At 64.7% G+C, this 22,864-nt stretch carries 29 protein-coding genes; 5 read left to right on the top strand and 24 right to left on the bottom strand.

Going from position 1 to position 22,864, the window contains the following annotated elements; all coding sequences use genetic code 11:
• Nucleotides 1-40 precede the first annotated feature (40 nt).
• Both ACTUWL_RS30870 and ACTUWL_RS30865 read right to left on the bottom strand, forming a co-directional pair.
• Entirely contained in the window at nt 41-1,375 is a 1,335-nt protein-coding gene (locus tag ACTUWL_RS30870) for a replication-associated recombination protein A (protein WP_021081635.1), read from the bottom strand.
• A 10-nt stretch (nt 1,376-1,385) separates the two neighbouring features.
• Nucleotides 1,386-2,744 (bottom strand): DegQ family serine endoprotease, encoded by a 1,359-nt coding sequence (locus tag ACTUWL_RS30865; protein ID WP_106940542.1) that lies wholly within the window; start codon nt 2,742-2,744, stop codon nt 1,386-1,388.
• Between the two features lie 344 nt (nt 2,745-3,088).
• On the opposite strand from ACTUWL_RS30865, the gene ACTUWL_RS30860 reads away from it, so the two are divergent.
• Nucleotides 3,089-4,687: an OprO/OprP family phosphate-selective porin gene (locus ACTUWL_RS30860; protein ID WP_021081637.1), complete on the top strand. Its 1,599-nt coding sequence runs from the start codon at nt 3,089-3,091 to the stop codon at nt 4,685-4,687.
• A 154-nt stretch (nt 4,688-4,841) separates the two neighbouring features.
• On the opposite strand, the gene ACTUWL_RS30855 is transcribed toward ACTUWL_RS30860, so the two are convergent.
• Nucleotides 4,842-5,219 carry a winged helix-turn-helix transcriptional regulator gene (locus tag ACTUWL_RS30855; RefSeq protein WP_021081638.1) on the bottom strand — a complete coding sequence of 126 codons (378 nt, stop codon included), beginning with the start codon at nt 5,217-5,219 and terminating at the stop codon, nt 4,842-4,844.
• Nucleotides 5,220-5,337: 118 nt separating this feature from the next.
• Here ACTUWL_RS30855 and ACTUWL_RS30850 point away from each other — a divergent pair, with 118 nt between their 5' ends.
• From ACTUWL_RS30850 to ACTUWL_RS30840, 3 genes are all read left to right on the top strand, one after another.
• A complete protein-coding gene (locus ACTUWL_RS30850) occupies nt 5,338-6,351 on the top strand; it encodes a zinc-binding alcohol dehydrogenase family protein (protein WP_021081639.1) in 1,014 nt (337 codons plus the stop codon).
• A 218-nt stretch (nt 6,352-6,569) separates the two neighbouring features.
• The gene (locus tag ACTUWL_RS30845; protein WP_021081640.1) at nt 6,570-7,649 is read left to right on the top strand and encodes a phosphotransferase; all 1,080 of its coding nucleotides are present in this window, start codon (nt 6,570-6,572) and stop codon (nt 7,647-7,649) included.
• Between the two features lie 83 nt (nt 7,650-7,732).
• Nucleotides 7,733-8,860, top strand: a complete 1,128-nt coding sequence (locus tag ACTUWL_RS30840) for a hypothetical protein (RefSeq protein WP_021081641.1) — start codon at nt 7,733-7,735, stop codon at nt 8,858-8,860.
• 4 nt (nt 8,861-8,864) lie between these two features.
• On the opposite strand, the gene ACTUWL_RS30835 is transcribed toward ACTUWL_RS30840, so the two are convergent.
• Together ACTUWL_RS30835 and ACTUWL_RS30830 are read right to left on the bottom strand one after the other, a co-directional pair.
• Nucleotides 8,865-9,161: a DUF1330 domain-containing protein gene (locus ACTUWL_RS30835; protein WP_021081642.1), complete on the bottom strand. Its 297-nt coding sequence runs from the start codon at nt 9,159-9,161 to the stop codon at nt 8,865-8,867.
• A 9-nt stretch (nt 9,162-9,170) separates the two neighbouring features.
• Nucleotides 9,171-9,965, bottom strand: a complete 795-nt coding sequence (locus ACTUWL_RS30830) for an SDR family NAD(P)-dependent oxidoreductase (protein ID WP_021081643.1) — start codon at nt 9,963-9,965, stop codon at nt 9,171-9,173.
• A gap of 403 nt (nt 9,966-10,368) precedes the next feature.
• Here ACTUWL_RS30830 and ACTUWL_RS30825 point away from each other — a divergent pair, with 403 nt between their 5' ends.
• Nucleotides 10,369-12,363, top strand: coding sequence for a methyl-accepting chemotaxis protein (locus tag ACTUWL_RS30825; RefSeq protein ID WP_021081644.1), 1,995 nt, complete (start codon nt 10,369-10,371; stop codon nt 12,361-12,363).
• Between the two features lie 60 nt (nt 12,364-12,423).
• Here the strand turns inward: ACTUWL_RS30825 and rplQ are convergent, their stop codons facing one another.
• The 19 genes from rplQ to rplP all read right to left on the bottom strand — a co-directional run bounded on the left by rplQ (nt 12,424) and on the right by rplP (nt 22,858).
• The gene (gene rplQ, locus ACTUWL_RS30820) at nt 12,424-12,840 is read right to left on the bottom strand and encodes a 50S ribosomal protein L17 (protein WP_021081645.1); all 417 of its coding nucleotides are present in this window, start codon (nt 12,838-12,840) and stop codon (nt 12,424-12,426) included.
• Nucleotides 12,841-12,957: 117 nt separating this feature from the next.
• Nucleotides 12,958-13,977, bottom strand: a complete 1,020-nt coding sequence (locus ACTUWL_RS30815; RefSeq protein WP_018272129.1) for a DNA-directed RNA polymerase subunit alpha — start codon at nt 13,975-13,977, stop codon at nt 12,958-12,960.
• Between the two features lie 129 nt (nt 13,978-14,106).
• Nucleotides 14,107-14,496, bottom strand: coding sequence for a 30S ribosomal protein S11 (gene rpsK / locus ACTUWL_RS30810; protein WP_006021048.1), 390 nt, complete (start codon nt 14,494-14,496; stop codon nt 14,107-14,109).
• 114 nt (nt 14,497-14,610) lie between these two features.
• Nucleotides 14,611-14,979 (bottom strand): 30S ribosomal protein S13, encoded by a 369-nt coding sequence (rpsM, locus tag ACTUWL_RS30805; protein ID WP_016843766.1) that lies wholly within the window; start codon nt 14,977-14,979, stop codon nt 14,611-14,613.
• A 191-nt stretch (nt 14,980-15,170) separates the two neighbouring features.
• Nucleotides 15,171-16,049, bottom strand: a complete 879-nt coding sequence (locus ACTUWL_RS30800) for an adenylate kinase (RefSeq protein ID WP_021081646.1) — start codon at nt 16,047-16,049, stop codon at nt 15,171-15,173.
• A gap of 71 nt (nt 16,050-16,120) precedes the next feature.
• A complete protein-coding gene (gene secY / locus ACTUWL_RS30795; RefSeq protein ID WP_021081647.1) occupies nt 16,121-17,455 on the bottom strand; it encodes a preprotein translocase subunit SecY in 1,335 nt (444 codons plus the stop codon).
• A 157-nt stretch (nt 17,456-17,612) separates the two neighbouring features.
• On the bottom strand, nt 17,613-18,098 hold the full coding sequence (gene rplO, locus ACTUWL_RS30790; RefSeq protein ID WP_021081648.1) for a 50S ribosomal protein L15: 486 nt from the start codon (nt 18,096-18,098) through the stop codon (nt 17,613-17,615).
• 21 nt (nt 18,099-18,119) lie between these two features.
• Nucleotides 18,120-18,311, bottom strand: coding sequence for a 50S ribosomal protein L30 (gene rpmD / locus ACTUWL_RS30785; RefSeq protein ID WP_024578582.1), 192 nt, complete (start codon nt 18,309-18,311; stop codon nt 18,120-18,122).
• Nucleotides 18,312-18,345: 34 nt separating this feature from the next.
• Complete coding sequence (rpsE, locus tag ACTUWL_RS30780) at nt 18,346-18,921, bottom strand: 30S ribosomal protein S5 (protein WP_021081649.1); 576 nt, start codon at nt 18,919-18,921, stop codon at nt 18,346-18,348.
• Nucleotides 18,922-18,979: 58 nt separating this feature from the next.
• On the bottom strand, nt 18,980-19,339 hold the full coding sequence (gene rplR / locus ACTUWL_RS30775) for a 50S ribosomal protein L18 (protein ID WP_016843760.1): 360 nt from the start codon (nt 19,337-19,339) through the stop codon (nt 18,980-18,982).
• Nucleotides 19,340-19,350: 11 nt separating this feature from the next.
• Nucleotides 19,351-19,884, bottom strand: a complete 534-nt coding sequence (gene rplF, locus ACTUWL_RS30770; RefSeq protein ID WP_021081650.1) for a 50S ribosomal protein L6 — start codon at nt 19,882-19,884, stop codon at nt 19,351-19,353.
• Between the two features lie 13 nt (nt 19,885-19,897).
• On the bottom strand, nt 19,898-20,296 hold the full coding sequence (rpsH, locus tag ACTUWL_RS30765; RefSeq protein WP_021081651.1) for a 30S ribosomal protein S8: 399 nt from the start codon (nt 20,294-20,296) through the stop codon (nt 19,898-19,900).
• Between the two features lie 16 nt (nt 20,297-20,312).
• Nucleotides 20,313-20,618 carry a 30S ribosomal protein S14 gene (rpsN, locus tag ACTUWL_RS30760; RefSeq protein ID WP_016843757.1) on the bottom strand — a complete coding sequence of 102 codons (306 nt, stop codon included), beginning with the start codon at nt 20,616-20,618 and terminating at the stop codon, nt 20,313-20,315.
• Nucleotides 20,619-20,664: 46 nt separating this feature from the next.
• Nucleotides 20,665-21,222 carry a 50S ribosomal protein L5 gene (gene rplE / locus ACTUWL_RS30755; protein WP_021081652.1) on the bottom strand — a complete coding sequence of 186 codons (558 nt, stop codon included), beginning with the start codon at nt 21,220-21,222 and terminating at the stop codon, nt 20,665-20,667.
• Nucleotides 21,215-21,529: a 50S ribosomal protein L24 gene (gene rplX / locus ACTUWL_RS30750; protein ID WP_021081653.1), complete on the bottom strand. Its 315-nt coding sequence runs from the start codon at nt 21,527-21,529 to the stop codon at nt 21,215-21,217. Before rplX ends, rplE begins: the two co-directional genes overlap by 8 nt.
• The gene (rplN, locus tag ACTUWL_RS30745) at nt 21,529-21,897 is read right to left on the bottom strand and encodes a 50S ribosomal protein L14 (RefSeq protein WP_011473865.1); all 369 of its coding nucleotides are present in this window, start codon (nt 21,895-21,897) and stop codon (nt 21,529-21,531) included. The genes rplX and rplN overlap by 1 nt, the downstream gene beginning before the upstream one ends.
• Nucleotides 21,898-21,972: 75 nt before the next feature.
• Nucleotides 21,973-22,221 (bottom strand): 30S ribosomal protein S17, encoded by a 249-nt coding sequence (gene rpsQ, locus ACTUWL_RS30740; protein ID WP_016843754.1) that lies wholly within the window; start codon nt 22,219-22,221, stop codon nt 21,973-21,975.
• Nucleotides 22,222-22,232: 11 nt separating this feature from the next.
• Nucleotides 22,233-22,439 carry a 50S ribosomal protein L29 gene (gene rpmC, locus ACTUWL_RS30735; protein WP_021081654.1) on the bottom strand — a complete coding sequence of 69 codons (207 nt, stop codon included), beginning with the start codon at nt 22,437-22,439 and terminating at the stop codon, nt 22,233-22,235.
• Between the two features lie 5 nt (nt 22,440-22,444).
• Nucleotides 22,445-22,858, bottom strand: a complete 414-nt coding sequence (rplP, locus tag ACTUWL_RS30730; protein WP_016843752.1) for a 50S ribosomal protein L16 — start codon at nt 22,856-22,858, stop codon at nt 22,445-22,447.
• Nucleotides 22,859-22,864: the final 6 nt, after the last annotated feature.

The raw sequence follows: 22,864 nt of genomic DNA, 5'->3' as shown, positions 1-22,864 counted from the left end.
GGCTAGATGGATTGCTTCGCTTCGCTCGCAATGACGAGCGCTACGGCCCGCCCCGCTCCTTGCGTAGCCGCGCCCAATAGTCGAGCCGCTTGCGGATCTCGCGCTCGAAGCCGCGGTCGGGCGGATCGTAGAAAGTCTGGCGGCCCAGCGCTTCCGGGAAATAGTCCTGGCCGGAGAACGCGTCGGGCTGATCGTGGTCATACTGATAACCGGTGCCGTAGCCTTCCGACTTCATCAGCTTGGTCGGCGAATTCAAAATGTGCTTCGGCGGCAGCAGCGAGCCGCCCTGCTTGGCGGTCTGCATCGCAGCGCCGAACGCAGTGTACACCGCGTTCGATTTCGGCGCGGTGGCGAGATAGACCACGGCCTGCGCGATCGCGAGCTCACCCTCCGGCGAGCCCAGGAAATCATAGGCATCCTTGGCGGCGTTGCAGACCGCCAGCGCCTGCGGATCGGCCAGCCCGATGTCCTCGACCGCCATCCGCACCACACGCCGCGCCAGGAACAGCGGATCCTCGCCGGCATCGAACATCCGCGCCAGATAGTACAGCGCCGCATCCGGATCGGAACCGCGCACCGACTTGTGCAGCGCCGAGATCAAATTGTAATGGCCGTCGGCCGACTTGTCGTAGATCGGCGCGCGGCGCTGCAGGATGGCCTGCAACTGCTCGGCATTGAACACCTCGCCCTTGCGCGCGGCGCGCCAGACCTCTTCGGCCAATGTCAGCGAGGCGCGGCCGTCGCCGTCGGCCATCCGCACCAGCACGGCGCGCGCCTCGGCATCGAGCGGCAGGCTCTTGCCTTCGATCTTCTCGGCATTGGCAAACAGCCGTTCGATCGCAGCGGTATCGAGCGAGTGAAACACCAGCACGCGGGCGCGCGACAGCAACGCCGCATTGAGCTCGAAGGACGGGTTTTCCGTGGTGGCGCCGACCAGCACCACCGTGCCGTCCTCCATCACGGGCAGGAAGGAATCCTGCTGCGCGCGGTTGAACCTGTGCACCTCGTCGACGAACAGCAGCGTGCCCTTGCCCATCTCGCGGCGGGCACGGGCGGCATCGAACGCCTTCTTGAGATCGGCGACACCGGAGAACACCGCGGAGATCTGCTCGAAATGCAGCTCGGTTGCGTCGGCCAAAAGCCGCGCCACGGTGGTCTTGCCGGTGCCGGGCGGGCCCCAGAACACCAGCGAGCCCAAGGTGCGCGTCTCCAGCATGCGGGTCAGCGCGCCGTCGGGGCCGAGGATGTGATCCTGGCCGACGACGTCGGCCAGCGTGCGCGGCCGCAACCGGTCCGGCAGCGGGTGTGGCGCGTCCTGCTCCATCCCCGCCGCGGCGAACAGGTTGCCAGCCTCGCGCGGTTGCTTTGCGCTCATTCCTTGGGGCTCATCCGCCGAGCGTCACGTTGATCTGCTGGCCGCCGCGCACCAGCGTGATGCGCCAGATCCGCGAGCCCGCCTTGGATGCCTTGTCGAGGTCGCTGGTCCGGACGATCTTCTCGTTGTTGACCGCGAGGATGATGTCGCCCTTCTGGAAGCCGACATTGGCGGCGGTGCCGTCATCGGCGAGCTCGGTCACCACCACGCCCTCGGCGCCGGCATCGAGATGCAGCTCGTCGGCCAGCGCCGGCGAGATGTTGGCGACCCGCGCGCCCTGGAACGGCGAGCGCGCGGTCAGCACGATCTCGTCACGGTTGGTGTCGGGCGCGGTCTCCAGCGGCACGGTCAGCTTCACCGGCTTGCCGGCGCGCTGCACCTCGATCTCGGCGTTGCCGCCGAGCGGACGGGTCGCGAAGCGATAGTCGAACGCGTTGGGGTCGTCGATGGACTGCCCGTCGATCCCGACGATCAGGTCGGACAGTTTGAGCCCGGCCTTCGCCGCGGGGCTGTTCGGCGCGACATTGGCGACCAGCGCGCCGGTCGGTAGCTTCAGTCCCAGCGTCTCGGCGATCTCGGGCGTGACCGCCTGCAGCCGCGCGCCGAGCCATGGCCGCTTCACCGCCTTGCCGCCGCTCTTCGCGGAAGCCACCACGACGCGCACCATGTTGGCCGGGATCGCAAAGCCGATGCCTTGCGAACCGCCGGAGCGCGAGAAGATCGCGGTGTTGATGCCGGCGAGCCGTCCGGTCATGTCGACCAGCGCGCCGCCCGAATTGCCGGGATTGATCGCAGCGTCGGTCTGAATGAAGAATTGATAATCCGTGATCCCGACTTGAGTACGCGCCAAGGCCGAGATGATGCCGTGCGTCACGGTTTGGCCGACGCCGAACGGGTTGCCGATCGCGAGCACCACGTCGCCGACCTGCAGCTGATCGGAATTCGCGAAGTCGAGCGTCGTGAATTTTTCCTTGTTGGTGCCCTTCAGGCGCAGCACCGCGAGGTCGGTGCGGCTGTCCTTCAGCACGATCTCGGCCTCGAACTCACGCTTGTCGGAGAGCGAGACCTTCACCTGGTCGGCGCCCTCGATCACGTGATTGTTTGTCACCACGAGGCCGGAGCCGTCGACCATCACGCCGGAGCCGAGCGAGCGCTGCATCTGCTCCGGCTGCTGCCCCGGCACGCCGAAGAAGCGGCGGAAGATCGGGTCGTCCAGGAACGGATTGCGGTTCTGCACGGTTTTGGCGGCGTAGACATTGACCACCGCCGGCTGCACCCGCTGCACGATCGGCGCATAGGACAGCTGGAGCTCGGCCTGGGAGGACGGCACGCGACGGTCCTGGGCCGCCAGCGGGGAGAGATTCCCCATGAAAACCAACGTGCACAGAGCGGATAGGGCAGCCAAGCGGACAGGTCGGAGCATTCTCACCTCTCGTGGAAACGCCGGAATATAGGCGTGTTCGCCGGGCAATTGAAGGGCGCGGCGCCGGATAACTGCCCCCCTGCCGACCGGTGCAAAACCGGCGGCAGCCAAGTTGAAGCGCCCCGCCAAGCTTCTATGATGGCTGTCATCTCACTGCGCCGCTCCGCTTGTTGCCTGCGGACAACAAGCGGAACTGCGAAGCCTGGAAGCGCTGTCGTGCGTCGGTCACGATCAACTCCTAGGACGTTTCAGTGAGTGAGTGGGGAAGTCAAACACAACAGGGGTACACAATGGGTGCGACAAAAGTTGGTGCAATCGCCATCGGGCTTGCGGGGGCGCTCGCCGCCTCGCCGGCCTATTCGCAATCGGCAGGCGGCGGCGGTGATGCCGAGATCGCGCTGCTCAAGCAGCAGCTGAAGATGCTGGAGCAGAAGCTCGACAAGCTGCAGAAGCAGACCAACGCCAATACGGCGACCGCGGCCAGCGCAAATGCCAACGCCAAGGCGGCGGATGCCAAGGCCGCGCGCGTCGCAAGCGCCAATGCCGCGATCCCGGTGAAGGGCCCGGTCGCACCGTCCGGCGTCGTGGTGACGATGCCGAACAACCGGCCGACGATCTGTACCGCCGACGAACAGAATTGCGTCGCGATCACGAGCCGCGTGCACTGGGACGTCGGCGGCTACGACTATCGTCCGAACACCGCAGCCACCTCGCCGCAGAAGCTCGACAGCGGCGAGAACCTGCGCCGCGCCCGCATCGGCATCGTCGGCAAGTTCTTCGGCGACTGGAATTACGCGCTGATCTACGACTTCGGCGGCTCGTCCGACGGCTTCGGTGGCGCGGCACCGGGATCGCTGCCCGGCGGCGGCACCTCCGGCGTCGAGAATGCCTATCTGAGCTACACCGGCTTCAGGCCGTTCGGCGGCAAGATGGCGATCGAAGGCGGCATCATGGACCTGCTGTGGACGATGGATGAGTCCACGAGCTCCAATGATATCCTGTTCATGGAGCGCGCCTCGGCCGGCATCATCGCCCAGAACGTCGCGGCCGGAGACTTCCGTTCGGCCGCCGGCACCCGCTGGTGGAACGACCAGCTCTGGATCGGCGGCTACGTCACCGGACCGACCACGGGCGCGATCCACTCCGCGTCATCAGCCGCGCCGGCCGGAACGTCCGAGCAGTATGGCGGCGTTGTTCGCGTCGCCGGCAATCCGATCAGCGGCAAGGACTACTCGGTGCATATCGGCGCCGATGCGGAATGGCTGGTGCAGCCGCCGCGCAACCAGCTGACGCAGGCGCAGACGCTGACGCTGAGCGACCGGCCTGAGCTGCGCATCGATCCGACGACGCTGATCTCAACCGGTGCGATCGCCAACGTCTCGGGCGCGCAGGTCTACGGCGTCGAGGCGGCGGCGACCTATGGTCCGTTCATCGCACAGGGCGAGTATTACTGGTTCAATGTCGACCGCTCCGCGAATACCGGGCTGCCGCCGTTCGGCGCGCCGAGCCTGAAATTCGATGGCGGCTACGCGCAGGTCGGCTACGTGCTGACCGGCGAGAACCACGCCTACAACACTTCAACCGCCTCCTATGGCGGTATCAAGCCTCACGATCCGTTCTCGCTCGCCGGCGGCGGCATCGGCGCCTGGGAAATCGCCGGCCGCGTCAGCACGATGAACCTCAACGACCAGGTCGGCCAGGCGGTCGGCATCGCCGGTGGGCGGCAGACCGTCTACACCGCCGCGCTGAACTGGTACGTCAACAACAACGTCCGCTTCATGCTGAACTATCTGCACGGCGACGTCGCCAAGCAGGCCTCGGCGACCTCCGCCGCGGATACCGGCTCGAAGTTCGACGCGGTCGCGCTGCGCACGCAGGTGGCGTTCTGACGTAACTTACCTCTCCCTATGGGGAGAGGTCGAATTGCGAAGCAATTCGGGTGAGGGGTGCCGCTTCTTCGGTGCAGCGTGATCCCTCACCCGGATCGCATCATGCGATGCGATCCGACCTCTCCCTCCGGGAGAGGTGAAGCGCGAACACCCATCAGGCCGCGCGCTTCTTCTTCACGACGACCTCCGGCGCCGGTGCGCAGGACAGCCGCTCCTGATGGCCCTCGCCCCAGGCTTTCAGAATATCGATCACCGGACGCAGGCTCTCGCCGAGTTCGGACAGCGTGTATTCGACCCGCGGCGGCACCTCGGCATAGACCTTGCGGATCACGAGGCCGTCGTCCTCGAGCGCGCGCAGCTGCTTGGTCAGCATGCGCTGGGTGATGCCGGGCATCCGCCGCCGCAGCTCGCCGAAGCGCTGGGTGCCGGCCTGCAAATGATACAGGATCACGCCCTTCCATTTGCCGTCTATCAGATCGAGCGCGGCCTCGACCGCGCAGCCCGGCCGGCGGGCAAAATTCTTCCGTTTCATCGGTAATTTCCCAATAGTATACAAACAGGGACTAGTTCCCTGTTTTTACAGTACTTGCCAAAAGGACGCCAGCGCGACAGGTAAGATGGCAGGCAATCGCCCACCACGGAGACCAGGCATGAAGGCCGTCGGATACCAAAAGTCGCTGCCGATCGAGGCGGCGGATTCGCTCGTCGATTTCGAGATCGCCAAGCCTGAGCCGAAAGGACGCGACATCCGCGTCGCGGTGAAGGCCATCTCGGCCAACCCCGTCGACTACAAGGTGCGCAAGCGCGCGGCGCCGACCGATGGCGGCACCAAGATCCTCGGCTTCGATGCGGCCGGCGTGGTCGAGGCCGTCGGGCCCGACGTGTCGCTGTTCAAGCCCGGCGACGAGGTGTTCTACGCGGGCTCGATCCTGCGCCAGGGCACCAACTCGGAATTCCATCTGGTCGACGAACGCATCGTCGGCAACAAGCCGGCGTCGCTGTCTTTCGCGCAGGCCGCCGCCCTGCCCCTGACCTCGATTACCGCATGGGAGCTGCTGTTCGACCGGCTCGGCGCGGTGCCGGGCAAGAGCCTCGATCCGCGCACGCTCCTGATCACCGGTGGTGCCGGCGGCGTCGGCTCGATCCTGATCCAGTTGGCGCGCCGGCTCACGGGCCTGACCGTGGTTGCGACCGCGACCCGGCCGGAGTCGCAGAAGTGGTGCCTCGATCTCGGCGCCCATGCGGTGATCGACCACTCGCAGCCGATGAAGGAGCAGATCGAGAAATTGAAGCTGCCGCCGGTCGGCCTTGTCGCGAGCCTCACCTTCACCGACCAGCACTACAAGTCGATCGCCGACTTCATCGCGCCTCAGGGCAAGTTCGGCCTGATCGACGATCCCGCCGAGTTCAACGTTGCCGCCTTCAAGGGCAAGGCGGTGTCGGTGCACTGGGAATCGATGTTCACGCGCTCGTCGTTCCAGACGCCTGACATGATCGCGCAGCATCATCTGCTCAACGACGTCGCAGATTTGATCGACAAGGGCGTGCTGCGCACCACGCTCGACCAGACTTTCGGCACCATCAACGCAGCGAATCTCAAGCGCGCCCACGCGCTGCTCGAAAGCGGCAAATCACGCGGCAAGATCGTGCTGGAAGGCTGGTAGGCCCTCCCGTTCGTACGGTGGGTCGGCATCAGTGTAACCGACCCTACCCGCCCTGCGCACCTCGCGTTATCCCCACTGGCCGGCGCGTGGCTTTTGCCAAAGCCACGATCGCCTGTATGATTTGCGTAACGATCACCCCGTCCTCAATCCGGCCGCGCAAGACGCGGCCGGAACGGTGGTGACGCCCCAAGAGGATACAAGGGGATGGGAGGACGCCGATGAGTTTGCTCACGGCCGATCCGTCGCGGATCGATCCGGAGTGGATGACGCAGGCGCTGCGCGGAGCCGGCTTGATCGACCAGGCCAGGGTCATCGATCTCGCATGCAAGCCGGTCGGCAACGGCCTCGTCGGCGACAGCTATCGATTTCACCTGACCTATGCCGGCAATGAGCCGAACGCACCCGCGAGCGTCGTCGGAAAATTTCCGGCGGCAGATCCCGACAGCCGCCGCTCCGGTTCCGCGCACACGCTTTACATCCGCGAGGTCGCATTCTATCGCGAGCTGGCGGCGACCGTCGCCATTCACACCCCGCGGCCAATTCTCGCCGAGATTGATCCGGCGACCGACGACTTCACGCTGATCCTGGAAGATCTGGCGCCGGCGCGCCCGGGCGACCAGCTCGCCGGATGCGCGATCGAGGATTGCCTGACGGCGATGCGTGAGGCCGCCGCACTGCATGCGCCGCGATGGAACGACCCGACGCTCGCCGCAGCGCATTGCTTCACGGTTGCCGCGAGCCGGCGCAGAGACCTTCGCGCGGTGCTGCCGGGCATTATCGGTCACTACAAGGAGCGATATCTTGGCGTGATCGAGCCGGAGTTCCTCGATCTGATCGACCGGCTTCCGGACGCGATCCCGCGCTACCAGTCGGAGCAATCGACGCCGCGAACCCTGCAGCATGCGGACTTCAGGTTGGACAACATCCTCTTTGACGTCCGTGGCAATACCCGACCGATGGCGACGCTGGACTGGCAGACATTCACGGTGGGGCCAGGCATCGTCGACGTCGCCTATTTCCTGTCGGCCGGCATCGAGCCGTCCGAGCGGCGATTGCATGAAGCCGATCTGGTGCGGTTCTATCATTCGGAGCTGATCCGCCGCGGCGTGCAGGACTATGGCTGGGACCAGTGCTGGCGGGATTACCGGCGCTACACGCTGCACGGGATCATGATGGGCGTGGTCTCCGCGCTCAGCGTGCAGCGCTCCGAGCGCGGCGACGCGCTGTTCCTAAAAATGACCCGCGGCGCCTGCGCGCAAGCCCTGGATCACGACAGCTTTGCATACTGGCAGGACTGAAGCGTTTTCGAGCGAAGTGGGTACCGGTTCGCGCGAAGAAAACGCGTCAAGAAGAAGTCAAAGGACTATCGAAAGGGGCCCGTGTGCTCAACAAGCTTGACGACTTCCCGATCCACCAGACCCCGGAGCCGATCGCGGTTCCCGTCACCAGCGACCGCAATGTCTATGACCGGACCTGGTTCAACGGCTACACCGCCGACGGCGCGTATTATTTCGGCATCGGGATTGCGATCTACCCGCACCGCAGGATCCTCGATTGCGCGTTCAGCGTGGTGGAGCGCGGCGGACGGCAGCACTGCTTCTACGGGTCGCGGCGGGCGCCGCTCGAGCGCACCGAGATGCAGGTCGGCCCGTTCCGGCTCGAGGTGATCGAGCCGATGCTGCGGACCCGGGTCGTGCTCGACGACAATGCGACGGGCCTTGCCTGTGACCTGACCTTCTCCGCGCGCACGGCCGCGATCCAGGAAGCGCGGCAGACGCTGTGGTCGGGCGACCGCCGCGCGATGGACTCGACCCGGTTCGACCAGTTCGGCCGCTGGCACGGCGTGGTGCGTCACCCCGATGGAGAGATCAAGGTCGACGATCGCACCTGCTACGGCACCAAGGATCGCTCCTGGGGCGTGCGCAATGTCGGCGAGCGCGACGTCGGCGGCGCGCCGATGCCGCTGCCGAGCGTGTTCTTCCTGTGGGCACCGCTGGTCTGGGACGACCACATCTCGCACGCGATCTTCTTCGACGGCACTCAAGGCGAGGCGCTGGTCCGCGAGGGCATCACCGCGCCGCTCTACCGCAGCGAGGCCGAGATCCCCGGCGTCGTCGATGGCCTCGACCGCCGCATGGCGACTGCCCGGCACCGCGTCAAATATGTGCCGAACACCCGGCTGGCGCAGTCGGCCGAAATCGACCTCGTCGACATCGACGGCCATACCACGACCATCGCGCTCGACCCGATCCTGAAATTCCAGATGAAGGGCCTCGGCTACGGCCATCCGCAATGGGGCCAGGGCATGTGGAAGGGCGAGCTCGAAATCGGCGGCGAATCGTTCGATCCCGCGACGCTCGACCCGCTGGCGCGGGAGAACGTGCACGTGCAACAGGTGGTGCGCGCCCGTCAGGGCGACCGGACAGGGATCGGCGTGCTGGAGCAGATATGCTTCGGCCCCTACCGCCCGGCAGGGTTCAGCGAGTTTCTCGACGGCGCCAAGGGATAGCCCGTTAGACTGGCGGCACGCCCTCGACGAAGATCAGCCGGCGGTCCAGCGCGGTCCGCCGATGCTTGAGCGCCTCGGCATATTCCGGCGACGCGTACCATTCGCGCAGCCGCGCCATCGAGGGGAACTCGACGACGATGATGGTCTTCGGCGACGGCCCCCCTTCAGCCACATCGGCCGCACCGCCACGCACGAGATAACGTCCGCCATATAGCGCGATGGTCCTGGCGGCCAAGGTACGATAGGCCTCGAAGCCTGCCGCATCCTTCACGTCGACCTCGGAGATCACGTAGGCTGACATGGCCGCGCCTCACGCGATCGTTTGGACGATACCACCCTCGGCGCGCAGCGCGGCGCCGTTGGTGGCGGAGGCCTGCTTCGAGCAGACATAGACCACGAGATTGGCGATCTCCTCGGTGCTGGCAAAGCGCTGCAGCAGCGAGGTCGGCCGGTGCTGCTTGACGAAATTGGAGGCCGCCTCCTCGACCGACTGGCCGTTCTGCTTGGCGAGATCCTTGACGAAGGTCTCGACGCCCTCGGACATGGTCGGTCCCGGCAGCACGGAGTTGACGGTCACTGCGGTGCCCTTGGTGAGCTCGGCGAGCCCCCGCGCGATCGCAAGCTGCGCGGTCTTGGTGGTGCCGTAATGGATCATCTCGGTCGGGATGTTGAGGCCGGATTCCGAGGAGATGAAGACGATGCGGCCCCAGTTGCGCTTCAGCATGCCCTGCATGTAGCCGCGCGACAGCCGCACGCCCGACATCACATTGACCTCGAAGAAGCGGCTCCAATCCTCATCGGGAATGTCGAAGAAGCCCTTCGGCTCGAAGATGCCGGCATTGTTGACGAGGATGTCGACGTCCGGCAGCGCCGCGAGCAGCGCCTTGCAGCCGGCCGCGGTCGAGACGTCGGCGGCGATGCCGCGCACCTTGGCGCCCGGCACCGCCTTGGCGATCGCAGCAATCGCTGCATCGACCTTGGCCTGACCGCGGCCGTTGACCACGACCTCGGCGCCGGTCGCGGCCAGCCCCTTGGCGATGGCGTTGCCGATGCCCGCGGTCGAGCCGGTCACCAGCGCAGTCTTTCCGGAAAGGTCGATTTTCATTGGGAGGTCTCCTGTCAGTCGTACCTGACATATCTCAATGCGGGTACGCGGATGCAACCAGGGTTTGGGCAGCCGCATGCAAAAGTTCGCGGCCGTGCGGACCGGCATCTCAGCACCGCCCGATGCCGATGACAACCATGTCGTGCGGATGACGCGCGAGGCACGGTGCGCAGTTTCGCCGCGAGTCAAATCGCCGCGCGCAATGTTGGTTGATGCATCGTCACTGCGGCCTTCATCCAATCTTCACATGAAACATCGCGTGCGCGCTGAACGCTTTCACACATTGTCAATTCGCCGCCGCTAAGCGTCGCCGCAAACAGCGCGAGCTGTTGTGTTGGCAACCGGACCCGACTTTTCTTCAACGACGACGTCCGGAGCCCTGCGACTGACAGGAATGCATCAGATGTTCGTTGTGTCCAGGATGAAGCCGTTCGCCGCTGATATCCTGAAGCGATTTCGCCCGAGCCTCAAGAACCAGATCGCGATGCTCGGGATCGGCGGCGTCGCCATCATCAGCGTCACCTGCCTTGCGGGCCTCGACTACGCCGCCAATGTGCAGCGCGAGTCGGACGACAGCATGCGCTTCAGGGCGCAGCTCTCCGAGCTCTCGGACGGCTTCCTTGAGACGCAGCAGATCGCGGCCCGCTTCCTGAAATCGCGCGATGAGGGTTTAGCGAAGAAGCTTTCCGCTCGCGTTGCCGACGAGATCGCCCTGCTCGACAAGCTCGAAGCTTTCGCGATGGCTGCGCCGGACGGTGATCCGATCCGGCAAGTCGCCTCGCTGCGGAGCGGCATCAATCTCTACGCAACGCGCTTCCAGAACATCGTCGGCGCCCAGCGCATCCTCGGCATGACCCCGACAGACGGCCTGCAGGGCAAGCTGCGCAGCGCGGTCCAGCAATTCGAAGCCAGGGTTGCACAGGTCGATCAGCCGCGCCTCACCGTCCTGCTGCTGACAATGCGCCGGCTTGAAAAGGATTTCGCATTGAGTGGCGAAGAGCGGTTCGGCGACCAGCTCAACGAGCGCGAGGACGAGTTCGAGACCGCGCTGGCGGCATCCACCCTCGCCACGAACGTGAAGACTGAACTGCTCGGTCTCGCCCACGCCTACAAGCTTGCTTTCGCCGGCTTCCTGGTTTCGCGCCAGACGCTCGACGACCAGCTCGACGACCTCAGCCAGATTTTCGACCGCACCCGGCCGGCGCTGGTCAAGGTCGCGGACGCCGCCAACGTCCGTGCCGAACTCGCGCAGCGCAGGGCCGACGCGTTCCGGCAGGCCTTCAGCTGGCTGATCGGCATCGTTGCGTTCGTGCTGACGCTGTTTGCGATCTTGTTCGGCCGGCGGGTCGCGGGCCTGATCAGCCGGATGAGTGCGGCGATGCGCCGGCTCGCCGAAGGAGATTTCGACGTCGTGCTGCCCGGCCTCGAGCGCAGCGACGAGATCGGCGGCATGGCGCGCGCCGTGGAAAGCTTCAAGACCCGGGCGCAGGACAAGGCGCGCGCCGAGCTCGACGCGCGGCGCGAGGAAGACCGCCGCGCGGCCGATCGGCACAAGGCCGAGCTGGCGCGGCTCGCGGAAGCGTTCGAGGCGAGCGCCGGCAATGTCATCGCAACCGTCTCGGCGGCATCTGAAGAGCTCGCGGCATCGGCCCGCGATCTGAGCGACACCGCCCATCACACCCAGGACCTGTCCGCCAACGTCGCGGCGGCCTCCGAGGAGGCCTCCGACAATGTCAGGCGGGTCGCGGCGGCGACCGAACAGATGATCGCATCGGCTTCCGAGATCGGACGCCAGGTCAGCGAATCGGCCGACATCGCCAGCGACGCCGTCGCGCAGGCGCAACAGACCGACGCGCGGATGGCGCAGCTCGCATCCGCTGCCGACCGCATCGGCAACGTGGTGCAGCTGATCGCTGCGATCGCGCGGCAGACCAATTTGCTCGCACTCAACGCGACGATCGAGGCGGCGCGCGCAGGCACCGCGGGTTCCGGCTTTGCCGTGGTCGCGCAGGAGGTCAAGACGCTCGCCAGGCAGACCGCGGAGGCGACCGAAGACATCCGCGCACAGATCGCCGATATCCAGGCTGCGACACGGGAGTCCGCCGGTGCGATCAGCGATATCGCCGGCATCATCCAGCGGATCGCGCAGATCGCCTCCGATGTGGCCGACGCCATCGATGCGCAAGGCAGCGCGACGCGGAGCATCGCGGAAAACGTTCAGGTCGCTTCGGAACGAACCTCGCAGGTCGCGGTCAGCATCGGACAGGTCGCCAGCGGCGCCTCCAGGACCGGCAGCGCCTCGTCCCAGGTGCTGAGCTCGTCGCGGCTGCTGTCGGACGGCAACGGCCGCCTGAAGCAGGAACTCGACAATTTCATCGCCACCATCCGCGCGGGCTAGCGCAACAAACAAAAACGGCGCCCGAAGGCGCCGTTTTCAAAACCTGGGCTCGAGATTGGCTTACGCCGCCTCGGCTTCCTTGTCCTGGGCGGGACCGGAGTCCTGGCCCTTGGCGTCGACGTCGCGATCGACGAACTCGATCACGGCCATCGCGGCGTTGTCGCCGTAGCGGAAGCCGGCCTTGATGATGCGGGTGTAGCCGCCTTGGCGGTCCTTGTAGCGGGTCGCCAGCGTGTCGAACAGCTTCTTGACCTGATCCTGGTCGCGCAGCTCCGAGATCGCCTGGCGGCGCAGGGCCAGCCCACCCTTCTTGCCGAGGGTGACGAGCTTCTCGACGATCGGCCGCAGCTCCTTGGCCTTCGGCAGCGTGGTGACGATCTGCTCGTGCTTGATCAGCGCGGCCGCCATGTTGGCGAACATCGCACGCCGGTGCTCGGCGGTGCGGTTGAGCTTCCGATGAACCTTGCCGTGACGCATTGACTTCTTCCTTCTTCAATTCTGTCGCGGTGGTTCAGCGACAAGTGCAGGTGGGCATCCTGCGTTCGCCCGGTAGAATCATGGACGGGACAGCCCGGCCATGATGATTGAATCGGATCAGTAGTGATCCTCGAAGCGCTTGGCGAGCTCGTCGATGTTCTCCGGCGGCCAGCCCGGCACTTCCATGCCGAGGTGCAGACCCATCTGGGCCAGCACTTCCTTGATCTCGTTCAGCGACTTGCGGCCGAAGTTCGGGGTGCGGAGCATTTCCGCTTCCGACTTCTGCACGAGGTCGCCGATGTAGACGATGTTGTCGTTCTTCAGGCAGTTCGCCGAACGCACCGACAGCTCGAGCTCGTCGACCTTCTTGAGGAACGCCGGGTTGAACGCGAGATCGGGGATGATCTCCTGCGTGACTTCCTTGCGCGGCTCTTCGAAGTTGACGAACACGTTGAGCTGATCCTGCAGGATGCGCGCGGCATAGGCCACCGCGTCCTCCGGCGTGATCGCGCCGTTGGTCTCGATCGTCATGGTCAGCTTGTCGTAGTCGAGGATCTGGCCCTCACGGGTGTTCTCGACCTTGTAGGAGACCTTGCGGACCGGCGAGAACAGGCTGTCGACCGGGATCAGGCCGATCGGCGCGTCCTCGGGACGGTTGCGCTCGGCGGCGACGTAGCCCTTGCCGGTCGTGACCGTGAACTCCATGCGGATCTCGGCGCCGTCGTCCAGCGTGCAGAGCTGCAAATCGGGGTTGAGCACGGTGACGTCGCCGACAGTCTGGATGTCGCCGGCAGTGACGGCGCCCGGGCCCTGCTTCTTCACGACCATGCGCTTCGGGCCTTCGCCCTGCATCTTGATCGAGATGTCCTTTATGTTGAGCACGATGTCGGTGACGTCTTCACGGACACCGGCGATCGAGGAGAATTCGTGCAGCACGCCGTCGATGTGCACCGACTGCACCGCCGCGCCCTGCAGCGAGGACAGCAGGATGCGGCGCAGCGCGTTGCCGAGCGTCTGGCCGAAGCCGCGCTCGAGCGGCTCGGCGACCACGGTGGCGAACCGGCTCGCGTCCGAGCCCGGCGTCACCTGCAGCTTGTTCGGTCGAATGAGTTCTTGCCAATTTTTCTGGATCGTCACTTTTTCACCCTTTGCCGGTCATCGGGCCAATCGATCGGCCAAACCTGGCGTTGGAGATCGCGGATCAGTCCGCGCGGTCAATTCCAAAAACCATCGCGGAGCGGCTGGACGCCGCCCGCGACTTACAGATCAAACGCGCCGACGCTTGCGCGGACGGCAGCCATTGTGCGGGATCGTGGTCACGTCGCGGATCGAGGTGACGGTGAAGCCCGCGGCCTGCAGCGCACGAAGCGCCGACTCACGGCCCGAACCCGGGCCGGCCACTTCAACCTCCAGCGTGCGCATGCCGTGTTCCTGCGCCTTCTTGGAGACGTCTTCCGCCGCGACCTGCGCGGCATAGGGGGTCGACTTGCGCGAGCCCTTGAAGCCCATCGTGCCGGCCGACGACCAGGCGATGGTGTTGCCCTGCGCGTCGGTGATGGTAATGGTCGTGTTGTTGAACGACGAATTCACGTGCGCGATGCCGGAGGCGATGTTCTTGCGTTCGCGGCGGCGTACGCGGGTGGCTTCCTTGCCCATTTCAAACCTTTCCTGTGATCTCAACGCCGCCGTAGTGCCAGCGGCTACACCTCAAAACGCAAATGGCGAGTAGCGAATTTCGATTCGCTACTCCCCACCTGCAATTCGCAAAACTTACTTCTTCTTGCCGGCGATCGCCTTGGCCGGCCCCTTGCGCGTGCGCGCGTTGGTATGGGTGCGCTGGCCGCGCACCGGCAGACCGCGGCGATGACGCAGGCCGCGATAGCAGCCGAGGTCCATCAGCCGCTTGATGTTGATGCCGACCTCGCGACGGAGGTCGCCCTCGACCAGATAGTCGCGGTCGATGACTTCGCGGATCTGGAGGACCTCCTGGTCGGTCAACTGGTTGACGCGACGGTCCACGGGGATCTTCACCTTCTCCATGATATCGGCAGCGTTCTTCTGGCCGATGCCATGGATGTACTGAAGCGCGATCAGCACGCGCTTGTTGGTCGGAATGTTCACGCCGGCAATACGGGCCACGGACTTCTCTCCTGTCGCCGCTCCATCACGGATACGGGCTTCTCAAGTTCTTGCTCTCTGCGGGCTTGTGTCCACAAACGCGAACACGACGCCCTTCCCCTCATGTCCTTCGGGGCCCGGCATCGTCATAAAACTATCCAACTTGGATGCGGGGCTTATTAAAGGATTCATGTCGGTTTCGTCAACCGCTCCTAGCGTTTAGCTCGCTTTTTCGTGAGCTTTTTTGCTGCCTTTTTGGGGGCTTTTGCCCCCTTCCGGGCATTCGCGGCGCTGGCGGCCTTCTTTGCAGCCTTCTTGGCGGCTTTCTTCGTCCCCGTGGCCTTGGCGGCCGCCTTGGTGGCCTTCCGGGCCGGTCTGGCGGCCTTCTTGGCCGATTTGGCGGCTTTCTTGGTCGCCCTCTTCGCGGTCTTCTTGGCCGTCTTGGAGGCCTTCGAGGCGCTCTTGGCAGCCCGCTTGGGCTCCTCGTGCTCCTTCGGTTCCAGCGCGCCGAGCGCGGTCAGGATCCGGTTGATCTCGCGGGTGACGTGCTCGATGGTCATCATGCCATCGACGGTCAAAAGCTTCCGCCGCTCCGAGTAATAGTGAATCAGCGGCTCCGTCATCGAACGGTACTGCGCCAGGCGCTTGGTCAGCACTTCCGGCGTGTCGTCGAGGCGGACTTCCTCACCGCGCGCGCGGGTTTCCTCGGCGCGCTTCTCGACGCGGGCCAGCAGCGCGCTCTCATTGACGCGCAATTCGATGACGGCATCGAGCTTGAGGTGCTTCTTGCGGAGCAGCTCGTCGAGCGCCTCCGCCTGCGGCACGGTGCGCGGGAAGCCGTCGAGGATGAAACCCTTCTTGGCATCGGGCTCCTCGATTCGGTCGGCGATGATTCCCACCACGACCTCGTCGGGAACCAGGCCGCCATTGGCCATGACCTCCTTGGCCTGCAGGCCGACCGGGGTGCCCGCGGCAACCGCGGCACGCAGCATCTCGCCGGTCGAGAGCTGGACGATGCCATGCCGGTGCACCAGCCGCTGCGCCTGGGTTCCCTTGCCCGAGCCCGGCGGTCCCAAAAGGATCAATCTCATATCTGCTTCGCCCCCCGGCTAGGTGGGCGAATTCCGCACACCTGTGTTTTGAGTTTGGCGCCGCGCCGCGATCAGCGGCGGCGGCCTCCCCTGAGCTTCGACTTCCTGATCAGCCCCTCATACTGATGGGCGAGCAGATAACCCTGAACTTGCGACACCGTATCCATCGTTACACTGACGACGATCAAAAGAGAGGTGCCACCAAAGTAGAATGGGACCGAGGCGTAGGAAATCAGAATTTCAGGAATCAGGCAGACGATCGCCAGATAGATCGCGCCGAGCACCGTGATGCGCGACAGCACGTAGTCGATATATTCCGCGGTGCGCTCACCGGGCCGGATGCCCGGGATGAAGCCGCCATGCTTCTTCAGATTGTCCGCGGTCTCGGTCGGATTGAACACGATCGCCGTGTAGAAGAAGGCGAAGAACACGATCAGCGCGAGATACATCAGCAGGAACAGCGGACGGCCGTGGCTGAGCTGGGTGGTGAGCCACTGGAACCACTCCGGCCCTTTGCCGGCGTTGAAGTTCGCGACCGTGGTCGGCAGCAGCAGCAGCGACGAGGCGAAGATCGGCGGAATCACGCCGGAGGTGTTGAGCTTGAGCGGCAGATGCGAGGACTGGCCCTCGAACATCTTGTTGCCGACCTGGCGCTTCGGATACTGGATCAGCAGCCGGCGCTGGGCGCGCTCCATGAACACGATGAAGGCGATCACGGCGACCGCCATCACGATGACGATCAGGATCAGGCCGGTCGACATCGCGCCCTGGCGGCCGAGTTCCAGCATGTTGGCGAGCGCCGACGGCAGCTCGGCGACGATGCCGGACAGGATGATCAGCGAGATACCGTTGCCGATGCCGCGCGAGGTGATCTGCTCGCCGAGCCACATCAGGAACATGGTGCCGCCGGTCAGCGTGATCGCGGTCGAGATCCGGAAGAACATGCCGGGGTCGCTGACGACATTACCGGCGCCTTCGAGGCCGATCGCGATGCCGTAGGACTGGAACAGCGCCAGGATCACCGTCAAATAGCGGGTGTACTGGTTTAGCGTCTTGCGGCCCGCCTCGCCTTCCTTCTTCAGCGCCTCGAGCTGCGGCGACACGGTGGTCAGCAGCTGGACGATGATCGATGCCGAGATGTACGGCATGATGTTCAGCGCGAAGATCGCCATGCGGTGGATGCCGCCGCCGGCGAACATGTTGAACATGCCGAGGATGCCGCCGGACTGGCTGCGGAACACCTGCTCCCAGATGTTGGGATCGATGCCCGGCAGCGGGATGTAGGTGCCCAGCCGATAAACAAGCAGCGCACCCAGGGTGAACCAGATGCGCTTCTTCAGCTCGTCGGCTTTCGCCAGCTGTCCGAAATTGAGGTTGGCGGCAAGTTGTTCGGCTGCTGAGACCATGTTCGGCTTTCTCCCGGAGCCCGCTTCGCCGACGCCCCAAGAACTCGTTCTATCGGGGCGATCGGCAGACACCGGACATTATCTGGTGCTCGGCCTCGATAAGTCCATCATTCGATCTGCGGATTGCCCGCGCCGCGCGCGGGCAATGACGCAGATGTTACGCCGCCTCGCCTTCTTCCTTGGCGGGGGCAAAGATCTTGACCGAGCCGCCGGCCTTCTCCACCGCGGCAATGGCCGACTTGGAAGCGCCGTGCGCTTCGATGGTCAGCTTGGTCTTGATCTCGCCGCGGCCGAGCAGCCGCAGGCCGTCCTTGGCGCGGCGCAGCACGCCGGCCTTGACCAGCGTCTCGACGGTCACGGTCTCGCTGGCGTTGACCAGCTTGTTGTCGATCGCTTCCTGCAGACGGTCGAGATTGATCTCGGCGAAGTCGAGCCGGAAGATGTTGTTGAAGCCGCGCTTCGGCAGACGGCGATGCATCGGCATCTGGCCGCCTTCGAAACCCTTGATGCGGACACCCGAACGCGCGGTCTGGCCCTTGCCGCCGCGACCCGAGGTCTTGCCCTTGCCGGAACCGATGCCACGGCCGACACGCATGCGCTTCTTGCGCGAGCCGGCGTTGTCGGCGATATCGCTGAGCTTCATCGCCCTTCTCCTTATCTCTGCTTACTCGCCGACGACGCGGACGAGATGCTGAACCTTGCTGATCATGCCGCGAACTTCAGGGGTGTCCTGCAGCTCGGCAACCCGGCCGATCTTGTTGAGCTTGAGGCCGATCAGCGTCGAACGCTGCGAGTGATGGCGGCGGATTGCGCTGCCGGTCTGCTCGACCTTGATCGTCTTGCTGGCCTTGGCCATCGTCTTGAACTCCAGAAAGCGCTGGTCGCGCGGGTTATTCCGCCACCACTTCGGCATCGCCGCCGACGCGGCGCGACTGCAGGGTGGAGACCTTGATGTTGCGGCGGGCGGCCACCGAGCGCGGCGAATCCTGATGCTTCAGCGCGTCGAAGGTCGCGCGAACCATGTTGTAGGGATTCGACGAGCCGATCGACTTCGCCACCACGTCCTGGATGCCGAGCGTCTCGAACACCGCGCGCATCGGGCCGCCGGCGATGATGCCGGTACCCGCCGGAGCGGTACGCAGATAGACGCGGCCGGCGCCGTGACGACCGGCGACGTCGTGATGCAGCGTGCGGCCTTCGCGCAGCGCGACGCGGGTCAGGTTGCGCTTCGCCGACTCGGTCGCCTTGCGGATCGCCTCGGGCACTTCGCGCGCCTTGCCGTGGCCGAACCCGACCCGGCCCTTCTGATCGCCGATCACGACCAGCGCCGCAAAGCCGAAGCGCTTGCCGCCCTTGACGACCTTCGCCACGCGATTGATGTGGACGAGCTTGTCGACGAACTCGCTGTCGCGCTCCTCGCGCTCCCTGCTCCGTTCGCGTCCGCCGCGTTCGCGTTCACCTGCCATGGTGTTTTCCAATCTCTAGGAGGCCCGAAGCCTCTTTCCTTGTAATCGTTCGATTCGTTTAGAAGCTCAATCCGCCTTCACGCGCCGCATCCGCGAGCGCCTTGACGCGCCCGTGATAGATGTAGGCGCCGCGATCGAACACGACTTCCTTGACACCCTTCTGCGCCGCGCGTTCCGCCAGCAGCTTGCCGACGGCCTTCGCAGCATCGATGTCGGCGCCGGTCTTGCCGGCGTCGCGCATGGTCTTCTCCAGCGACGAGGCGGAGGCGAGCGTCTCGCCCTTCTGGTCGTCGATGACCTGGGCGTAGATGTGCTTGGACGAGCGGAACACCGACAGCCGCGGACGGCCGCCTGCCGAGCGGCGAAGCGCAAGGCGCACGCGCTGCTTGCGCCGGGCATTCGTAACCTTGAGTGACATGACCGGCTCCGTTACTTCTTCTTGCCTTCCTTGCGGAAGATGAATTCGTTGGCGTACTTCACGCCCTTGCCCTTGTAGGGCTCCGGCGGACGGTAGGCGCGGATCTCCGCGGCGACCTGGCCGACGCGCTGCGGATCGTTGCCGGTGATCGTGATCTCGGTCGGCTTCGGCACCGCAATGGTGATGCCTTCCGGGATCGCGTAGACCACGTCGTGGCTGTAGCCGAGCGCGAGCTGCAGGTTCTTGCCCTGCATCGCGGCGCGGTAACCAACGCCGGTGATCTCGAGCTTCTTCTCGAAGCCCTTGGTGACGCCCTCGACGAGGTTGGCGACCTGCGCGCGCGCGGTGCCGTACATCGCCTGCGCGCGGTTGGTCTTGACGCGCGGAGCGACCTTGACCTGGCCGTTCTCGAACTTCACCTCGACGTCGTCATGCACGACGAACTGAAGCGCGCCCTTCGGCCCCTTCACCTTCACCGTCTGGCCCTCGACAGTCGCCGTCACACCCGACGGGATCGTCACCGGCCGCTTGCCGATACGTGACATGCTAAATCCTTCCTCAGAACACCGTGAAGAGAACTTCGCCGCCCACATTGGCGTCGCGCGCCTCGTGGTCAGCCATGATTCCCTTCGGCGTCGACAACACCGAAATGCCGAGACCGTTGTTCACGCGCGGCAGGTTCTTCACCGAGGCGTAAACGCGGCGGCCCGGCTTCGACACCCGCTCGATCTCGCGGATGACGGGCTCGCCGTCGAAATACTTCAGCTCGATCTCAAGCTCGCTGCGGCCCGAGGCATGCTCGACGCTGGCGTAACCGCGGATGTAACCCTCGGACTTCAGCACCTCGAGCACGTTGGCGCGCATCTTCGAGCCGGGGCTCGAGACCTTGGACTTCGAACGCATCTGCGCGTTGCGGATGCGGGTGATGAGATCGCTGATCGGATCGTGCGTAGACATTGTTCCGACCCTCCCCTTACCAGCTCGACTTCACGAGGCCGGGAACCAGGCCCTTGGAGCCGAGTTCACGCAGCGCGATGCGCGAGAGCTTGTTCTTGCGATAGTTCGAGCGCGGACGCCCGGTCAGCTCGCAACGGTTGCGGATGCGCGTCGGCGACGAGTTGCGCGGCATCTCGGCGAGCTTCAGCGTCGCCGCGAAACGCTCTTCCATCGGCTTGGTCTTGTCGGCGATGATCGCCTTCAGCTTCTCGCGGCGCGGGCCGGCGTTCTTCGCCATCCGCTTGCGCCGGTTGTTCTTCTCGACTGAACTCTTCTTTGCCATGCTTGGCTCCTGGGTATCCGCGTTTGAGTGGCTTTGGCTCAGCTACTCACTGCCGGAACGGGAAATTGAAAGCGGTCAACAAGGCACGCGCCTCGTCGTCGGTCTTGGCGGTGGTGCAGACCGTGATGTCCATGCCACGCGCTTCCGAGACCTTGTCGAAGTCGATCTCGGGGAAAATGATGTGCTCCTTGATGCCGAGCGAATAGTTGCCGCGGCCGTCGAAGCTCTTCGGGTTCAGGCCGCGGAAGTCGCGGACGCGAGGCAGCGCCACGTTCACCAGGCGGTCGATGAACTCGTACATATGGGCCTTGCGCAGCGTGACCTTGCAGCCGATCGGCTGGTTCTCACGCAGCTTGAAGGTCGCGATCGCGATCCGCGAATAGGTCACGATCGCCTTCTGGCCGGCGATCTGGCTCAGCTCGGCAGCGGCGGTCTCGGCCTTCTTGCGGTCGTTGACGGAATCGCCCACGCCCATGTTGAGCACGACCTTGTCGAGGCGCGGCACCTGCATCACGTTGGCATAACCGAACTTCTCGGTCATCATGCCGCGGATCTTCTTGTCGTACTCCGCGCGCAGACGCGGCGTGTAAGCTGTATCAGCCATCGATCTCTGCTCCCGAGCTCTTGGCAACACGAACCTTCTTGCCATCGGCCTGAATCTTGAACCCGATGCGGGTCGGCTTTCCGTCCTTGCCGACATACGCGACGTTGGACAGGTCGATCGGCATCTCCTTGGAGATGATGCCGCCTTCCTGGGCCTGGGTCTGCTTCTGGTGACGCTTCACCATGTTGATGCCGCGAACGAGAGCCTTGTTCTCGTCCGGACGCACCTCGAACACCTCGCCGGTGCGACCCTTGTCGCGGCCGGTGAGCACGATCACCTTGTCGCCCTTGCGGATCTTGGCAGCCATCACAGCACCTCCGGCGCGAGCGAAATGATCTTCATGTGGTTCTTGGCGCGCAGCTCGCGCGGCACCGGCCCGAAGATACGGGTGCCGACCGGCTCGGACTGATTGTTGATCAGCACGGCGGCGTTGCGATCGAAGCGGATGACCGAACCGTCGGCGCGGCGGATGTCCTTGCGGACCCGGACCACGACGGCCTTCATCACGTCGCCCTTCTTCACCTTGCCACGCGGAATGGCTTCCTTGATCGACACAACGATAACGTCGCCCACGGTGGCATAGCGGCGCTTGGAACCTCCAAGAACCTTGATGCACATGACACGGCGTGCGCCAGAATTATCGGCCACGTCGAGGTTGGTCTGCATCTGAATCATTGATGCACCTCGTCCTCTTTCTGCGCTTTAGCGCGCTCAAAATTTCCCTGAAGTACTTCGGCCAGGCCGAGGTAATCAGGCCGTTTTCTTGTGTTCGCCCCGGACCACGGTCCAGCGCTTCAGCTTCGAGATCGGCTTCGATTCCTCGATCCAGACCATGTCGCCCGGCTTGAACTGGTTGTTCTCGTCGTGCGCGTGGTAGTTCTTGGAACGGCGGATCGTCTTCTTGTAGATCGGGTGGGTGAAGCGTCGATCGACGCGCACCACGATGGTCTTGGCTTGCTTGTCGCTGACGACCACGCCCTGCAGAGTACGTTTCGGCATAGGCTTGCCCCTTACTTCTTCTTCGCGCGCAGCTGCGCGGCGATGGTCTTGATACGAGCGATGTCGCGGCGGGCTTCCCGCATCCGCGAGGTGTTCTCCAGCTGCCCGGTGGCGCGCTGGAAACGCAGGTTGAAGCGTTCCTTCTTCAGGTTCAGGACCGCGTCTTCCCGCTGGTCGTCGCTCATCGCGCGAATGTCTTCAACTTTCATCTCGGCCATGGCGATTACTCCGCAATGCGCGCAACGAAGCGCGTCTTGATCGGCAGCTTGGCGGCGGCAAGCGACAGCGCCTCCTTGGCGGTCTGCACCGGCACGCCGTCGATTTCGAACATCACGCGGCCTGGCTTGATCCGGACCACCCACAATTCCGGGGCACCCTTGCCGGAGCCCATGCGGACTTCGGCGGGCTTCTTCGACACCGGCACGTCCGGGAACACGCGGATCCAGACGCGGCCGGCGCGCTTCATGTGACGGGTCAGCGCGCGGCGGGCGGCTTCGATCTGACGGGCGGTGACGCGCTCAGGCTCCATCGCCTTCAGGCCGAACTGGCCGAACGCCAACGTCGCGCCAGAGGTCGCAACGCCGTGGATACGGCCCTTATGCGCCTTCCGGAACTTCGTTTTCTTAGGTTGCATCATGGCTTT

The organism is Bradyrhizobium sp. WCU1, assembly GCF_053474805.1.
The sequence above is the reverse complement of the archived record's forward strand: the minus strand, read 5'-3'. Positions and strand labels throughout refer to the sequence as shown.

Bases quoted from the DNA above. Each gene is read 5' to 3' on its own strand.
- ACTUWL_RS30860 (WP_021081637.1), top strand. From the start codon at position 3,089: ATGGGTGCGACAAAAGTTGGTGCAATCGCCATCGGGCTTGCGGGGGCG.
- rplN (WP_011473865.1), bottom strand. From the start codon at position 21,897: ATGATTCAGATGCAGACCAACCTCGACGTGGCCGATAATTCTGGCGCA.
- rplP (WP_016843752.1), bottom strand. From the start codon at position 22,858: ATGATGCAACCTAAGAAAACGAAGTTCCGGAAGGCGCATAAGGGCCGT.
- rpsK (WP_006021048.1), bottom strand. From the start codon at position 14,496: ATGGGCAAGGAAGCCACCCGCGTACGCCGCCGCGAACGCAAGAACATC.
- rpmC (WP_021081654.1), bottom strand. From the start codon at position 22,439: ATGGCCGAGATGAAAGTTGAAGACATTCGCGCGATGAGCGACGACCAG.
- ACTUWL_RS30870 (WP_021081635.1), bottom strand. From the start codon at position 1,375: ATGAGCGCAAAGCAACCGCGCGAGGCTGGCAACCTGTTCGCCGCGGCG.
- ACTUWL_RS30855 (WP_021081638.1), bottom strand. From the start codon at position 5,219: ATGAAACGGAAGAATTTTGCCCGCCGGCCGGGCTGCGCGGTCGAGGCC.
- rpsN (WP_016843757.1), bottom strand. From the start codon at position 20,618: ATGGCAAAGAAGAGTTCAGTCGAGAAGAACAACCGGCGCAAGCGGATG.
- rplF (WP_021081650.1), bottom strand. From the start codon at position 19,884: ATGTCACGTATCGGCAAGCGGCCGGTGACGATCCCGTCGGGTGTGACG.
- ACTUWL_RS30800 (WP_021081646.1), bottom strand. From the start codon at position 16,049: ATGAGATTGATCCTTTTGGGACCGCCGGGCTCGGGCAAGGGAACCCAG.
- rpsH (WP_021081651.1), bottom strand. From the start codon at position 20,296: ATGTCTACGCACGATCCGATCAGCGATCTCATCACCCGCATCCGCAAC.
- ACTUWL_RS30835 (WP_021081642.1), bottom strand. From the start codon at position 9,161: ATGTCAGCCTACGTGATCTCCGAGGTCGACGTGAAGGATGCGGCAGGC.
- rpsE (WP_021081649.1), bottom strand. From the start codon at position 18,921: ATGGCAGGTGAACGCGAACGCGGCGGACGCGAACGGAGCAGGGAGCGC.
- rplX (WP_021081653.1), bottom strand. From the start codon at position 21,529: ATGGCTGCCAAGATCCGCAAGGGCGACAAGGTGATCGTGCTCACCGGC.
- secY (WP_021081647.1), bottom strand. From the start codon at position 17,455: ATGGTCTCAGCAGCCGAACAACTTGCCGCCAACCTCAATTTCGGACAG.
- ACTUWL_RS30865 (WP_106940542.1), bottom strand. From the start codon at position 2,744: ATGGGGAATCTCTCCCCGCTGGCGGCCCAGGACCGTCGCGTGCCGTCC.
- ACTUWL_RS30830 (WP_021081643.1), bottom strand. From the start codon at position 9,965: ATGAAAATCGACCTTTCCGGAAAGACTGCGCTGGTGACCGGCTCGACC.
- rpsQ (WP_016843754.1), bottom strand. From the start codon at position 22,221: ATGCCGAAACGTACTCTGCAGGGCGTGGTCGTCAGCGACAAGCAAGCC.
- rplE (WP_021081652.1), bottom strand. From the start codon at position 21,222: ATGGCTGATACAGCTTACACGCCGCGTCTGCGCGCGGAGTACGACAAG.
- ACTUWL_RS30845 (WP_021081640.1), top strand. From the start codon at position 6,570: ATGAGTTTGCTCACGGCCGATCCGTCGCGGATCGATCCGGAGTGGATG.
- ACTUWL_RS30825 (WP_021081644.1), top strand. From the start codon at position 10,369: ATGTTCGTTGTGTCCAGGATGAAGCCGTTCGCCGCTGATATCCTGAAG.
- ACTUWL_RS30850 (WP_021081639.1), top strand. From the start codon at position 5,338: ATGAAGGCCGTCGGATACCAAAAGTCGCTGCCGATCGAGGCGGCGGAT.
- rplO (WP_021081648.1), bottom strand. From the start codon at position 18,098: ATGAAGCTCAGCGATATCGCCGACAACGCCGGCTCGCGCAAGAAGCGC.
- rplQ (WP_021081645.1), bottom strand. From the start codon at position 12,840: ATGCGTCACGGCAAGGTTCATCGGAAGCTCAACCGCACCGCCGAGCAC.
- rplR (WP_016843760.1), bottom strand. From the start codon at position 19,339: ATGTCACTCAAGGTTACGAATGCCCGGCGCAAGCAGCGCGTGCGCCTT.
- rpmD (WP_024578582.1), bottom strand. From the start codon at position 18,311: ATGGCCAAGGCCAGCAAGACGATCAAGGTCGAGCAGACCGGCAGCGCA.